The organism is Nostoc sp. CMAA1605, assembly GCF_021596505.1.
Classification (GTDB): Bacteria; Cyanobacteriota; Cyanobacteriia; order Cyanobacteriales; family Nostocaceae; genus Trichormus.
The window spans coordinates 65,817-81,494 of the sequence record NZ_PJIZ01000009.1 but is presented as its reverse complement, the minus strand read 5'-3'; the positions used below and the strand labels follow the sequence as shown (position 1 = coordinate 81,494).

The window sequence follows — 15,678 nt, the reverse complement described above, 5'->3', positions numbered from 1 at the left end:
ATTGACTATTGACTATTGACTATTGACTAAGACTTGGTCTTACGGACATTTTGTTGTATCTTTGGCAAAAGACTCTAGTAGCATGATGTATCAATGTCCCCAACATTTACAGTATCAGGGTTGACTCTAAGTATCTTGGCATTACTTAGCGGTGTGGATTTACCTGTGATGAAGGCGCAAGCTGTTGAAAATGTACCATCAGCTACGATTCTCCAAAATCATCAGGAAAACAATCTACCTTTGGGACTTCCGCAATCTTTTAGTTATCCGGTTGGGGATGAGTTACTTTTGTCACAGCAGTTACCACCACCACAGGATGTTCAACCACCTGTGTCTCCTAATTTACCTCCTACCCAACCTATACAGCCTTTACCATCACCAGATCAACTACTCCAACCTACCCCCGACACGCAACCACAGCAACCCCCACCAGTAAATACTGTTCAAACCATTACAGTAGAAAGGTTTGAGGTGGTTGGTAGCACTGTGTTTAGTCCAGAAGAGTTAGCCAAGGTGACGGCTGAATTTACCAATAGACCTATTACTTTAGCCGAATTATTTCAGGCACGGACGAAAATCACGGAATTATATGTCAACAACGGTTACATTACCTCTGGTGCTTACATTCCACCCCAAGCCATTAAATCTGGTGTGATTAAAATTCAGGTGGTGGAAGGCAGATTAGAAGATATTCAGGTGACTGGAACCAGACGACTCAATCCTAATTATGTCCGCAGTCGGTTAGCGATCGCCACTCAACCCCCCCTCAATCGAGACAAGTTACTGGAAGCACTGCAAATCCTACAACTCAATCCCTTAATTGCCAATTTGTCGGCAGATTTATCAGCTGGTGCGCGTCCAGGGACGAGTTTATTGCAAGTGCAAATCAAGGAAGCCAGAACTTTTAATACTCAAATCGCCCTAGATAATGGTCGTTCCCCCAGTGTGGGTAGTTTTCGCCGTCGCTTGCAAGTTAACGAAGCGAATCTATTGGGTTTAGGAGATGGTTTAAGTTTAGCTTATGCCAATACCGATGGTAGTGACACTTTTGATTTCAACTACACTTTACCAATCAATCCCCGCAACGGCACTATCAGTTTCAGTGTGGGGACTTCCGCTAGTAATGTGATTGAAGAACCCTTCAATATTCTCGATATTGAATCGGCTTCTCGTTACTATGAATTGACATTCCGTCAGCCCCTGATACAAACTCCTACCCAAGAATTAGCTGTGGGACTGACAGCTTCACGCCGGGAAAGTGAAGCTACCTATATAGATGGTGCTAGAATACCCTTCCCTTCCTTGGGTGCTGATGATAACGGCAGTACGCGCATATCTGCGTTACGCTTTTTCCAAGAATGGACGACTCGCAATAATCGCCAAGTCATTGCTTTGCGATCGCAGTTTAATCTCGGTATAGGTGCATTTAATGCCACCGTTAATCAAGATGCCCCTGATAGCCGATTTTTCTCTTGGCAGGGACAAGCACAATGGGCAAGGTTACTAGCACCAGACACCTTATTAATAGTACGCGCCAATACACAGTTAGCATCTCGCACCTTGTTACCCTTAGAACAGTTTGGTGTCGGTGGACTTGATAGTGTGCGGGGTTATCGTCAAGATTTTCTGCTGTCTGATAATGGTGCTTTTGCCTCCGCAGAAGTGCAAATACCTATTTTACGTTTCTCTCAATCTCGTGGTGGGTTGCAAATCGTACCTTTTGCTGATTTGGGGGTAGCCTGGAATAATTCCCGCAGCAATCCTGACCCTAATACCTTAGCATCAGTTGGGTTGGGCTTGCGTTGGTTTCAAGGCGATCGCTTCACTGCACGTCTAGACTGGGGCATCCCTCTTGTATCCGTTGACTCTCAAACCAACACTTGGCAGGAAAATGGGTTATATTTTTCTGTCCTTTATAGTCCTTTTTAATCGCCAACACAACTGTGCCTATACGTCTACTTACTAATTGCAATTACAGTATTTTTTACTGCATTAATTCTTCATGAACTTCTCAATAAATCTTGCAGTTTTCGCGTCTAAATTAGACAATGACTACTCCAGTTTATGATCTGTTGAAAACTCATGTTTCAGGTTTAATAAGTTAACAGTCAATCAATTTTAGATTTTGGATTTTAGATTGACTGCACCCATAAATGACGGTCTTAGTAGCGGACGCAGCGCAGCGAGTATTTTAGATTTGTTCCATCCACGGTGGGGCTTGTGCCAAAAATAATCCAAAATCCGTCGTGGAAAGTTCTAATCGCAGGAAACCTCCGCACCTTGGGGGAAGCAAGCTACAGACTTTCCGCAAAATTTAAAATCTAAAATTCTGAGGGTCAATATCATCAATACTCAAGTGATATAGGACTTATTCACTCCTTCAGGGTTGATTGTACTCTTTCCCAAAGGATAACGTGGGAGTTTGAATAGTATGAATACGGTTGAGGTGAGGTTACTTACAAATAAACTTTACATTGCAGCTAAAAATAAGGACAAACTACTTAAGTGATAAACTAGTCTAATTGCATTTATCTCAAATGAGATTAATCTGTATATTCATCTGTTTTGAGCTTCTGAAATCTATCTCCAGTAGTATTTACAATAGGCATATTTTATTTATTGTATAGTTGCTATTTAGAGAGCATTTTATCCTAGCAATCATAAGTCGTGAATTATGAAACATTGTCGAAAAATAAAATTCCGTAAAGTTACCATGTATAATTTCAATCTTTTATTTTTATAGTGTATAATCAGGCAAGAATCAAAAAACTAAAGATTATTCAACTGCTAAAGGTAGAGAATTGGTTTGTTCAAGAGTAAGAGATTGACAAAACTAATGATGATAAAACTAGCTAGCCAATGAGTAAATTACTGATACATAATGTCCCATTAGTAAAAACAGCAGTTTCCTCACAGACTGTTGTAACTTCAGGCTGATAGCTTTTCCGATAAGTTGCAGCTAAATACCGATTGAAATCTATATAAGTAATCTATAGAATTCATTTACTTGTTGAATAAAACTCCGTACTGTTCCCTGTTGCCTACTAAAGTCAGTATATTCAGTAGTCAAATAAGATTTATATATAGTTTTGTAATTTAAAAATTTAAAGACATGAGCGTGTGAGGCAGGGTGATGTCTGGTAACGAGAGAGAAAAAATACGTCATCTATTAGTTGTCCAAGACTTACAAGGGCAACGTACCATTATCCTGCACGAAGCTACATACTCTATAGGAAGGCATAGCAGTAACGCCATTATCCTTTACTCTCGTTCAGTTTCTAGGCAACACGCAATTTTACTGCGCGTCACCGTACCAGGAACTGAACAATATGGTTTCCGAATTATTGATGGTAACTTCAAAGGACAAGGCAGTACCAATGGTTTAATCGTCAATGGGGAAAGATGCGTCTCTCATAATCTTAGACACGGAGACATTATCCACTTTGGCAGTAATCAGGCTCAAGCTAAGTATTATGCGATTTCTAATCTTTCCGAAGAAGCCTTAAATGAATCAGTTAATGCAGACAATTTATCTGATTTCCTCACCGAACAGTCCCAACCCGTCACACCTTTTCATACCCTAGTAGTAGATCCAAACTTTGAAGGGGCGAGTGATGCAGCGTTGGCGCGTTTGGCTTCTTTTCCAGAGATGATTCCCAATCCCATTATTGAAACTGATTTAGAAGGGAACCTAACCTATCTAAATCCGGCGGCGACAGTTAAATTTCCGCGACTCCGGGAGATGGGAAAAGAACACCCCATTCTGGAAGGGATATTAACGGAGGTACAGAACCGCAAAGTTAACTCCTTTGTGCGAGAAGTGCAATTTGGACAGGAAGTATTTGAACAATCAGTACATTTTTTGGCGGAAAGTGATTTAATTAGAACTTACATTATTAGAGATATTACAGAGCAGAAACAAGCCGAACTGGAACTTTACCAACGCGATCGCTTGTTAGAAGCTGTCGCTAGGGCAGCTAATTACTTGCTGGGAGAAATGGATTATGAAACTGGGGTAGACAAAGCCTTAGCTGTCTTAGGTGAAGCAGCAAAAGTGGATCGGGCTTATCTGTTTAAAAACCATTTTCATCCCCTCACTGGGGAAATAGCCGTCAGCCTGCAATGTGAATGGACGCGTTTCCCTCTGCCCACTTCCCGACACCACTGGCAAAATCAACTTTATGAGTTACCTGCCCTATCACGTTGGTATACAGTCCTATCTAACGGACAACTAATTAACGGGATTACCAAAAACTTCCCCGCTAACGAACAGGAAATACTGCTGCGAGACGGAATTCAATCCTTATTGTTAGTACCCCTGCGCCTAGATGAGCAGTTTTGTGGTTTCTTGGGATTAGCAGATTGTACCCAAGAAAGAATTTGGTCTCAACATGAAGAATCTGCACTGTTAACAATGGCAGCTAGTATTAGCGGTGCATGGCAACGTCAGCAGGTAGAAGAAAAAATCCGCTATCAAGCCCTCCATGACTTATTGACTGGATTACCCAACCGCTTGCTATTTGATGAACTACTAGGAAAAGCCCTTGCCAATGCCACACGCTCTAACGAAAGTTTAGCCGTAATTTTCTTAGACTTAGACCGCTTTAAAATTATTAATGATACTTTAGGACATACTTTAGGCGATCGCTTGTTGCAAAGTGTCGCCCAAAGATTACAAACCTCCCTCAGAAGTGGCGACACCGTTGCCCGTTGGGGAGGAGATGAATTTACGATTCTGCTGCCTCGAATTCACTTTTTAGAAGAAGTCACCCAGGTAGCCTGGAGAATTTTAAAAGCCTTTGAGAATGTATTTTATTTAGAAGGCCATGAACTTTACGTCAGTGCTAGCTTGGGCATTGCTTTATTAGATGAACATAGCCCTGATGCAGAAACTTTAATTCAGCACGCCGATACCGCCTTATATCATGCCAAAGATGAAGGGCGAAATAACTATCAGTTTTACACCACATCCCTCAGTGCCAAAACTCCCGATATTTTAAATCTGGATAAAAATTTACGCTATGCCCTAGAACGAGGAGAATTCACAGTTTACTATCAACCCCAAATTAATCTCCGCAGCGAACGAATTACCGGCATGGAAGCACTGTTACGCTGGCAACATTCAGAAATGGGCATAGTAGCACCCAGTGTCTTTATTCCCCTAGCAGAAGAAAGCGGATTAATTGTCACGATTGGGGAATGGGTACTGAGAACAGCTTGCCAACAAAATCGCGCTTGGCAAGATGCCGGATTTAATCCTTTAATTATTGCTGTTAACCTATCGCCTAAACAGTTTCGCCAACCCAACTTAGTGGAAACAGTCGCCCAAATCTTAGCAGAAACAGGACTAGAACCACAATATCTAGAGTTGGAAATCACTGAATCAACCGCAATTGAGGATATAGAATTTACCAAAAAGGTACTCTACGATTTAGAAGCAATGGGGGTACATCTATCAATTGATGATTTTGGTACTGGTCATTCTTCCCTCTCCAGACTACAACTATTACCACTGCATAACCTCAAAATTGACAGTTCTTTTATTCGCGAGTTAACAACAGATACTAGAGTTGCCCATATTGTCAAAGCTATTGTGACTTTGGGTAGAAGTTTGGGCTTAAAACTCACCGCCGAAGGAGTGGAAAAACAAGAGGAAATAGACTTTTTAAAATCTATTCATTGTGAAGATGTCCAAGGTTTCTATTTTCATAGGCCACTATCTGCGGAGAAAGCAACAGAAGTTCTCCAGCGTAAAAGCGGAATGAGTACATAAATTGTTGACTGTACCGATTTTGGATTTTGGATTATTTTCTTGTTCAATCTTCGTCTCTAATGGGTGGAAAAAGGTGAAACCCAACATGGATATCGGTGTTGGGTTTCCTTAAGTCAACCCAGCCTTGTAGATTGAGGGCTTGACACGCCACTAGGCTTTTAATTCAAAATCCAGAATTAGTAATACCATTTCACGAAAAACCTGATACAGATGTAAACCCTGAAAGTTTTGCTGCATCTAAGTTTTTTAATTGCGAATTGCGAATGGCGAATTGCGAATTGTGAATTGGTATAAGACTTCTACCTATTCTTCCGTCCTCTTCCTACCTCCTGTTTTACCGACGGTAAAATTTCAAATTCAAAATTACCCACAAGACGGTTATCAACATATACGTGTATTGTATGTTTACCTGGGGGATCTCCAGGTGCGATCGTCCAAAAATTTTCAATCACTCCGTTTTTAGCTAACTGGGTACGATGGGAAATCGCCTCAGTACCATCAGGTGATAATTTAAAGTTTTCGCCGTTATCTGTAGCCCAAGTTTCTGGCGGTTTGGGTAATCGGATAACTTCTCGCCATGTGACTTCACCCTGAACATTTTGCAATTGAATTCGCCAGCCATATTTACTACCTTCCTCTAGCACCACTTTTGTGGTAGGAGTAAAGTGAAATGTGCCTTGGGAGTCAATTTTGGCAACGCCAAATTCAGCTTTACTAACTTCAATCTGTGGAATTTTGTTTAACTGCGACTGAGAAGGTGTTTTGGTGTTGTTGGCGAAAACTGAGGGATGATCAACTATCCCAGACATCAGCAAAGAAGAAGTAAATAAAAATGTTGCAGCCCAAATTCTCATGAGCAAAATTTTTTTTGGTGAGTTACTGGTACTTATTCAACTACTTTTTGTCCCCTTCCGGTAGGGCATTTATTGATTTTGATCATTCTTTGCTTATCCGAAAATTAAGTGAGTGTGCTTGATGTTAATAGATAATACTTACGTGCTTGAATTATATGAGTCAACGCATAGCCTTAATTGTGGCGATCGCTACTTTAGTGATTTTAGGATTACTGTCATTATTTCCTTACATTGCCTGGTCTTGGCCACTAGAGTTAATTAGCCATTTTCGCTACCAATATTTTATTTTATCATTGTTAGCCAGTATTATTTTATTTATTTTGTGGCGAATTAGATATCTGAAGCACAAAATATTATTTCTGACTGCCATATTATTACTAGGCATTAATTTAGTTGAAGTATTGCCTTGGTATTTACCCCACAATCAACAAATCACTACTCATACAGCTAAACCGTTACGGATTTTATCTTTTAATTTAAATATTCAAAATCAAGCCCAAGATAAAATTGTCGATTTAGTTACAGATAGCCAAGCTGACATAGCCTTATTGTTAGAGATTGATCAACAAGCTTTTACCATAATTCAGCCCCAGTTAAAGCCCAGTTTTCCCTATAGTTTTAGAAGTCCAGGCGGCGGGTTGGCTCTTTTTAGTAAGTTTCCGATTCAAGATGCTAGGGCTGATAACTTCAATAAAAAAGCCAAACATAATTTAGTAGCAAACTTAGCAATAGATAACAAATTAATTACATTTATTGGTACTCATCCATTAGTTCCAGTCAAACCGGCAACTTTTCATAGTCGCAATCTCCAATTAGCTGCTATCGCTGAATATATTCAAAATATAAATCAGCCCTTGATTTTAGCAGGAGATTTTAATTTAACACCTTGGTCGCCTTATTACCGTAGATTTGTCCATAAAACTAAGTTACATAACACTCGCTTAGGTTTTGGTATTTTACCTAGCTGGCCTAGACCGGCAACTCATGTTAATTTACCCTATTGGTTAATTCCATTAATGAATATTCCAATTGACCACTGCTTTGTGAGTAAACACTTTCAGGTGGTAAGAACATATACAGGAGGTAATGCCAATTCTGATCATGCAGCTTTAATTACAGAATTAGTTTTACCTTAGAAAAGGCTGACATATTTGCTTGGGAATTCTCAGGAAAATTATATGTAGTTGCGTTAAGTTAATAATGGAGACTATCACAAATATTTCTGTTATAACTATACTGAATCAAAGTTGGGAATTTGGGTTTTGTAATTTTTGGTAGCTGAGGTTATTTATGAAATACTTTTATATCAGCTTAGTCTGTCTTGTAAGTGCGATCGCAGTTAGCCCCAGTGCCTATGCTAATGAAGAAAATCCCCAAGAAGTTGTGAGCGAACGTCATGAAGCCGCGACTTTGTTAACAGAACCAGTCAGCATCAATAGTCAGTGGAATCATGGCAATAATCTGCAAAATACTGCCACTTCCATTTCAGTCGCACAAGACCCACAATGTCAATCCTTAAACCCCTTGGAATTTCTCGAAAATCCTGATGCGATTGTGAAAAAATGCCAAGAATTACGCAACAATCAAATTCCACAACGAACTGAACCTGTTGACTATCTTAAGGTTCCTCGTTTAGATTCTGGCTTAAAACTGACTGTGACTAAATTTTAAATATCAGGTAGACAAAATAAAAATAGGTTTCACGGATTAAAAAAGGTATTTGACTTTGTAAACTACGATAACGGGTAGTAGGTGTAGGTGATGGATAGGCATCTATACCTAAATCTCTAGCCATTAAGACAGCTCGCTTGAGATGTAAAGGGTCACTCACAATGAGACACTTAGTAAATTGATGATGGGAGACTATTTCCCCTGCATTTTTGAGATTTTGGTAAGTTGTGCGTGAGAGTGTTTCTGTGAAAATATCTTTTACTTTTACACCTTGTTTAACAGCGTAGTTTCTACCAACTACCGCTTCAGGAAGTTCATTTTTATCTCCCACTCCTCCCGTGAAAATAATCTTACTAACATCACCTTTGTTATATAGATTAGTGGCGTGATGAATACGTTCTCGAAACACTGGTGAAGGTGCTGTTTGCCAAACCGCCGCACCCAAAACAATTGCTGTATCTGCCTTCAGATTTGGAGTATGATTGCCATACAAATAAATGCTCATGGCTGTAGATGCGATCGCCACCAATAACGCAGACAGTAAAGATAGTAAAATAAAAATTAACTTTCTTTTCGTCATTGCTTAATTGCTGACTATTTTAGCCTTCCACTAAATTCCAGAAATAACCATCGGGCGCGACAAAGGAAAAACTTTTCTCCCTAAACTCATTTTCCACAATACTAGTAAATTTTGGCACAGGACTAGCTTTGATGCGATCGCAATAGGTTTCAATTCCACGCACCCGATAGGTATAGAGTGACATCCCCAAACTACCAGGCTGTGCGGCTTCAAAGCGTGATTGTAAATTCATGGCATTGGGAAATCGAATCACATATAACCTGCCACTCCGCGCCGCCATTAAGTCAGATTTAGAGGAACGAGGATCATCAAAGGCGGTGACAATAAACTTTTCCCCTGGCTGTAAATCAAAAAGATCCCTCCCAGCTAAAGAAGATTCATAGCTAGTTTCCACATCATCACGCACCCGCAGTAACCCCAAAACATCTTCGTAAAATTTTAGGCTTTCCTTGCTGTCATCTTGAATAATCATCCCCATGTGGGTAAACTGGCTAGTCTGAAAAGCACAAGCGGGGTGAATTGTGCCGTAATTGGGTACGTTGTAACCAAACCTTTGAAACAATACCTGTCTTGTCAATGGTTGCAATAACAACATTTCTCGCACCCCAACCGCAGGATCAATAAAAGGACGGCTTTTTCTCTCTTTCTGGTAAATTACTTCCCAGTATGGAGGAGTGTAGCGGATAGCCCGACCTGCGGCTTTAGCTTCCTCAGCATGATTTAAAATAGTTAATACATCAGCCGTTAAACTAGTAGCCCAACGATTCCCTTTAATTTTCATTGAGGCTAACCCCAAACCTGGATTTGTGGGGTTTTGCCACACCATCAAGCGAATCAAACCATGATCTGCATTCTGATGGTACAGGCGAATTGAGCGTAAAGCCGAATTTACCCCATATAATTGATACGCTGCACCAGGGGATAGTTCACCCATTTGCCCAATGCGATAGCCAAACTGTTCCCAGTATTGAATAGCAAAAATCGCATCGGGAACGCCAATACAGACTTCATAGATTCCTTCAATCGCAGTTGTTTGCCCCTGAATCATGCCAAAATTTGAGTTGTAACTGACATATTTTAGAATATTTCCCAGAGATTTTTTACCGTTCTTTATAGACCAATACAGTTCAGTTAAGAAAACAGTTTGTAGTGAGGACTTTAGTCCTCATCTAAGGACTGAAGTCCTTACTACGAACTTTTCCTTACTTCACAAACCCCAAATTTTAGGTTTAACTAAACCGTATTGCTTTATAGACTAGCTTTATTAGCAGTTTTTGTGGTGTTTGAAGATTATCTGCTGTAATTGAGCCAGATTCTATGAAGAAAATATGGCTGAAACCATCAGGTATTTCTGTAATTTTTGAACTATTGATAAATTGGTATTTAGTATCTGCCTTAAGTCGATACTCTTGTTGTGTGAAGCAGCATTAAATGTACAATTTTTTCCCGCCAAGCTATACGCAGAGATTTTTCTCGGATAATTTGCTATGTCCGAAAAATAATTAGGCTCATTTTTAGTGAGAATAGGCTGAGGTAGAGATTAAATTAGCAATGTGATTTAAATCTTGGAGAACAGCATGGGCTGATTGATAGCGATCGCCAAAATGATAACACACCATTTTATCTAAAATTGCTGCTAACTCTGCGCTTACTTGTGCAGACTCTCTCCACATCACATTACCTGTATCGGGGTCTAGTTGGAGTTCTTGGGGAGATATCCCTGTTAAAGCTTGAATCCCCATCATCCCCACAGCATAGATATCACTAGCTAAACGGGGATGTCCGGCCAATTGTTCTGGTGGTGCATATCCCTTCGTCCCGATGGCGACTGTTGCTAATTCTGTTTCTTCACTGCTTGGTGGCTGCATTAATTTCACTGCACCAAAATCAATTAACACTAATTTATTATCATTGGCGGATCTAATAATATTGGCTGGTTTGATATCTCGATGAATTACCCGATGCTCATGTACAAAAGCCAAAACTTCTAAAACTTCTTTGAGCATTGCAATTACAAATGCTTCACTTTTGAGATTCTCTGTGGGTGGTAATTCTTCATGTAAAGTATGTCCAGGAATATATTCTTCAATTAAATAGAATTCCTCATCTGTTTCAAAGTAAGCAAACAATGTGGGAATTTGTTGATGTTTACCCAACACTTCTAAAATTTCTGCTTCCGTATTAAATAAGCGACGTGCAACTTGCAAAAATTTAGTGTCTCGACGGGCGGGCATTAATTTTTTCACAACGCAACTAGGGTTTCCTGGTCTTTGAGTATCTTGTGCTAAATAAGTGCGCCCAAATCCACCCGCCGCAATTACAGAAGTAATTTGATAGCGACCACCTAATAAAAAATCACCAGTATTTTTTTCGGCATTACTAATAGCTGAATTACTATGAGAATGGAGGTCATAAAGGGCTGTGGTTGCTGTGGTTGCTTGGGTTTCTTGTAATAGAATATTTAATTGTTCAATAGCTTCTTGTTGTTTTTCTACTTGCAGCATCATTACCTTAGTTTGCTGCTGTGTTTTGTAGGTTGTGTAAGCCATGACACTCACACTACTCATAATTAAAGCTAAAGCCGGAGGAATTAAAGGCAGCCATCCAGCTTGGAGAAACAATCCTGCACATATCCCTACTAAACCCGCTAAGGTCGCACCACCTACAACTACTAACAATAAAGGATGTCGCAGCCGCCAGCCTAAAACACTCCCGACACCTGACCAAGTAGCAATCCAAATTAATTCCACCCAGTCAGGCCAATACCAAATTAATGGTCTTTTATCTAAAACTGTACTGAGGAGTTGACTAGCTATTTGTGCATGAATAAAAACAGCAGGTGTTCTAGTGGGTTGCTGTGAAGCAGCACTGTAGGGTGTATATAATCCAGGGTGAACACTGCTAGCTGTTGTCCCAATAATTACTAGTTTATCTTTGACCCAATTGGGATTAACTTGATTTTTGAGGACTTGTGTTAAGGTGACAGTCTGCGCTAAGTGGTCGGGGTGGCGATAATTTAGTAAAATTTGATATCCACGAGCATTAATATCTTGGTAACTACCAGCATTGGCGGAGAGAATAGGGAAGATGGTTTTGCCGAGGTGAAAGTTGTGTTTGGCAAAATCGACATGAATATCCGCTTGTTCGAGATAGTTAATTGCGACTAAAGCAGCAAAGGAATAGGGTGTGGCACATTTTTGGTCTGTTGGTTCAGCAAATACCAACGCCCGACGAATAATTTGATCTGCTTCACTGTCGGGAACTAAATCACTGTAACCAATATTTTCTGGTGGAAAGTTGGGAGGGGGTGGAATTTCCGACCTTCCCATACTGCTTAATACACAAGTGCTAATAATATTAGAGGGATTTTCTAACCCTTGAGCTAAATTTTGCTGTTGTGGTCGGTAAATATTTAGACCAATGACACGGGGTTGATAGGTTTCTAATTTAGCTAAGAGTTGGTTAATAGTGGTATCAGGAAGCGGCCATTTTGTTTGAGCTAAGTCTTCCTCGGTAATGGTTACTACTAAAATGCGCGGATCTGGTGATTCTACAGGACGCGATCGCAACATCTGATCATAGGCTTTTAACTCCCAAGATTGCAACCATTTCAACTCCCGACTACCCCAAACTACAGCCGTTACCCCCAAACTTGTCACTAAAATTATCCGCCACCAGTGCTGACGAAAACTGCTGTCTCGGTAACTTCTATCCTTAATCAAGACACTTTGGAGTCTGTTAAAAATGCGACTAATCACAGCGTTGAAAAAGTAGCCTGAATTGGGAATGGGGCATAGGGCATTGGGCATTGGGTATGAATTTCTTGCCTATGCTAGCTGTATTTAATTTAGCAAGTTATGGGACGTGAGGGATTGGGGATTGGGGATTGGGGACTGGGGACTGGGGACAAAGTAGACAAGGTAGAGTTTATTTCTCAACCCACCACTGACTACTCATTACTCATTACTCATTACTCACCACTCAGCACTCACCACTCTCCTCTTGTTGAGAATCTTTCACCTGATTGACTACCGTAGGAGGAAGTTCACTAGAAGGTGTAAATGAGTTTATCTGAGACTGTTCACCACCATCACTAAAATATGTACCAATCATCTTGTCGTAGTTGGAAGCAACCGCAAGAAAAGCCCCACCCAATATATAGATAGGTAAGGGGAAAGAAAATCCCTTTAACCAGTCAAACAATTCTGCTAGGGCGAACAACACCAAAAAGCAAGCTAACCAAACCCTCATATTTTTATCCCCTCTGTTTTCGTCACTTCATTTCTAGGGTAAACAGCTTGCATAATACCTGATGTATAGTCTAACTACAATTTAGACATTAAGTATTCGTCAACGATTCAACTAAAGTTATTCTCTTCGAGCCTGTTCTCTCAAAAACGATCAACTAACTCTAGTAATCCCAAAACCTTACCCCTTCTTACATTTGTTTGCTAAATTATTCACGGTACTGGAGCTACAAGCAACCGGGTAAGTCATTAATTTCAAGTAAATATTCGCAATTATGACTATGATGATGTATATTTGTTTAATGTAATAGCTTTTCCTTCTGGAAAGCAAGCCACCGATCTAATTCATCGGTATTGGTCGCTGGTCATCTTATGAAACACGACCGTGCAATTTTTATATCATCAGGCGCATCTGACGTATTCGACACACCATTTGCTATTTTAATCATCAAGGACAAGATATCATTCTTGTCCTTTATTTTTGATGGTGGTTTTTAGTCATCAACAGGAGATTTTTAGTAAATTTACTCACTGAGACTAGTTGAGGTTTTGTTGTTAGATATTCCAATAATACACTAATTTTGTCGATTTAGTGTATTATTAATTTATGTCTGCCTCTTAAACTGTAGTTATTATAGAATTAATCATATAAATTAATTACTCACGATTCAAAACATATTGAGCCAGTAAACACTAAATAAACTATAGAAATCATATGTGATTTCTGAAATATACGTAGTGGACTGTCTAGCCTTAAATGTTGTATTAAAATTCTCTTGTGGGATGGGCATCTTGCCTGCACTGGACGGGCAAGATGCCCATCCCACAAGAACTATATCTTTGCACTACTTTCGGCTTGCCACGCCACTACATATAATAAAATATGTGCTTTCATAATACAGATAGTTGAGTTAGTAATTTCCTGTCTTTTGCTGTTTATATAATTAAATAATTTATGGCAAGTCAAGAGGATTGCTATATTAATGCTATAAAGACAATAGTAAACTAGTTATACAAATAATAACTTTCTTTTTTTGTATTCTGTTTAGCAAAATTAATGCTATTTTGGTAATATTCTTGCTGCACAGTAAATTAACTAAATATTAAAATTTTTTGTAATTATGATCACAATTTGTAGAAAAAGTTCATCATTATTTCTTCATGGAGATTATACCTATGTTCTTTGGACAAATTGAAAGAGAAATGTTATCCGCAGAAATATATTCCCTGTGGCATAATCCGCAATTATCAGATAATTTACATTTACACATCAATCAAGAACTAGGAAAGCAAGATATCTGGGAATTACATACCCCCGATAGTCAAATCACACCACAGACCTCTAAAAAATTAATAAACGGTAAAAGAAATTCAGGCGTAGAGTTTTGAGTTGTTGATCCCTTACCCCTCTTCATCTTTAGTGTTTCTTAACGCCAATTTTATTCCTAATTTTTTACTAAACCAGATAAGGAATTAGTATTAATGGCACACCTATTTGAACCGTTCAAGCTTCGTGAAGTCACCTTTCGTAACCGTATTGCCATGTCGCCCATGTGCCAATATTCCAGCACTAATGGATTTGCTAACGACTGGCACTTGGTTCATTTAGCCTCTCGTGCAGTAGGTGGTGCGGGTTTAATTATTACAGAGGCGGCGGCTGTAGAACCTCGCGGCCGAATCACCCCCCAAGATTTGGGAATATGGTCAGATGACCACATTGAATATTTAGCAAAAATTGTCGGATTAATACATAACTTTGGGGCTGTAGCTGGAATTCAATTAGCTCATGCGGGGAGAAAAGCCAGCACAGCTAAACCTAGTCGTGGTGGTAAGGTATTAGATGAATCTCAAGAAGGTTGGCGGCCGATTGTTTCTAGTAGTGCGATCGCCTTTAGTAAAGATAGTCCCATACCAGAAGCCCTGAGTCTAGCAGGCATTCAACAAGTTATTCAAGCCTTTGTCGAAGCCACGCAACGTTCCCTACAAGCAGGCTTCAAAGTCATAGAAATTCATGCAGCCCACGGCTATTTATTACATCAGTTCCTTTCACCCCTAGTCAACCAACGCCAAGATAATTACGGCGGTAGTTTTGAAAATCGTACTCGCCTCCTGCGTGAAGTCGTCACCGCCGTGCGAGAAGTATGGCCGCAGACACATCCCCTATTTGTTCGCATTTCCGCTACAGACTGGATAGATAAAGGGTGGGATATTGAACAGAGTGTGATTTTGAGTCGAGAATTAAAATCTTTGGGTGTGGATTTAATAGATTGTTCCTCTGGTGCAATTATCCCTGGGATTAATATTCCCGTTAAACCTGGATATCAAACCCAATTTGCTCAACGCATTCGTCAAGACAGCGATATCGCCACGGGTGCAGTCGGCTTAATTACTTCCCCTGAACAAGCAGATAAAATCATTCGCAATGGTGTAGCAGACATAGTGCTTTTAGGAAGGGAACTCCTCCGCAATCCCTACTGGCCTCATGTAGCCGCTAAACAGCTAGGCTATGAAAAACATTGGCCAGTGCAGTATGACCGAGCCTGGTTATGATTT

The 15,678-nt window shown here is 39.9% G+C and carries 12 protein-coding genes; 7 read left to right on the top strand and 5 right to left on the bottom strand.

What is annotated here, in order from left to right:
• Positions 1–93 precede the first annotated feature (93 nt).
• On the top strand, positions 94–1,929 hold the full coding sequence (locus CV014_RS05460) for a ShlB/FhaC/HecB family hemolysin secretion/activation protein (protein ID WP_236141099.1): 1,836 nt from the start codon (positions 94–96) through the stop codon (positions 1,927–1,929).
• Positions 1,930–3,133: 1,204 nt separating this feature from the next.
• Complete coding sequence (locus CV014_RS05455; RefSeq protein WP_236141098.1) at positions 3,134–5,773, top strand: EAL domain-containing protein; 2,640 nt, start codon at positions 3,134–3,136, stop codon at positions 5,771–5,773.
• Between the two features lie 299 nt (positions 5,774–6,072).
• Here CV014_RS05455 and CV014_RS05450 read toward each other — a convergent pair whose 3' ends face one another.
• A complete protein-coding gene (locus CV014_RS05450) occupies positions 6,073–6,627 on the bottom strand; it encodes a hypothetical protein (RefSeq protein ID WP_236141097.1) in 555 nt (184 codons plus the stop codon).
• Between the two features lie 155 nt (positions 6,628–6,782).
• Between CV014_RS05450 and CV014_RS05445 the strand changes: the two genes are divergently transcribed.
• A complete protein-coding gene (locus tag CV014_RS05445) occupies positions 6,783–7,763 on the top strand; it encodes an endonuclease/exonuclease/phosphatase family protein (protein WP_236141096.1) in 981 nt (326 codons plus the stop codon).
• A 154-nt stretch (positions 7,764–7,917) separates the two neighbouring features.
• Positions 7,918–8,298 carry a hypothetical protein gene (locus tag CV014_RS05440; protein ID WP_236141095.1) on the top strand — a complete coding sequence of 127 codons (381 nt, stop codon included), beginning with the start codon at positions 7,918–7,920 and terminating at the stop codon, positions 8,296–8,298.
• Here the strand turns inward: CV014_RS05440 and CV014_RS05435 are convergent.
• The 3 genes from CV014_RS05435 to CV014_RS05425 all read right to left on the bottom strand — a co-directional run bounded on the left by CV014_RS05435 (position 8,288) and on the right by CV014_RS05425 (position 12,636).
• A complete protein-coding gene (locus CV014_RS05435) occupies positions 8,288–8,878 on the bottom strand; it encodes a YdcF family protein (RefSeq protein WP_236141094.1) in 591 nt (196 codons plus the stop codon). The two genes, CV014_RS05440 and CV014_RS05435, sit on opposite strands and share 11 nt — an antisense overlap.
• Before the next feature lie 19 nt (positions 8,879–8,897).
• Positions 8,898–9,926, bottom strand: a complete 1,029-nt coding sequence (locus CV014_RS05430) for a VOC family protein (RefSeq protein ID WP_236141093.1) — start codon at positions 9,924–9,926, stop codon at positions 8,898–8,900.
• A gap of 466 nt (positions 9,927–10,392) precedes the next feature.
• The gene (locus tag CV014_RS05425; RefSeq protein WP_236141119.1) at positions 10,393–12,636 is read right to left on the bottom strand and encodes a CHASE2 domain-containing serine/threonine-protein kinase; all 2,244 of its coding nucleotides are present in this window, start codon (positions 12,634–12,636) and stop codon (positions 10,393–10,395) included.
• Positions 12,637–12,750: 114 nt separating this feature from the next.
• On the opposite strand from CV014_RS05425, the gene CV014_RS05420 reads away from it, so the two are divergent.
• On the top strand, positions 12,751–12,906 hold the full coding sequence (locus CV014_RS05420) for a hypothetical protein (RefSeq protein WP_236141092.1): 156 nt from the start codon (positions 12,751–12,753) through the stop codon (positions 12,904–12,906).
• Here the strand turns inward: CV014_RS05420 and CV014_RS05415 are convergent.
• Positions 12,860–13,129, bottom strand: a complete 270-nt coding sequence (locus CV014_RS05415; RefSeq protein WP_236141091.1) for a hypothetical protein — start codon at positions 13,127–13,129, stop codon at positions 12,860–12,862. The genes CV014_RS05420 and CV014_RS05415 overlap by 47 nt on opposite strands.
• Before the next feature lie 1,172 nt (positions 13,130–14,301).
• Between CV014_RS05415 and CV014_RS05410 the strand changes: the two genes are divergently transcribed.
• Together CV014_RS05410 and namA are read left to right on the top strand one after the other, a co-directional pair.
• Positions 14,302–14,514: a hypothetical protein gene (locus CV014_RS05410; protein ID WP_236141090.1), complete on the top strand. Its 213-nt coding sequence runs from the start codon at positions 14,302–14,304 to the stop codon at positions 14,512–14,514.
• 93 nt (positions 14,515–14,607) lie between these two features.
• Positions 14,608–15,675, top strand: coding sequence for an NADPH dehydrogenase NamA (gene namA / locus CV014_RS05405; protein WP_236141089.1), 1,068 nt, complete (start codon positions 14,608–14,610; stop codon positions 15,673–15,675).
• Positions 15,676–15,678: the final 3 nt, after the last annotated feature.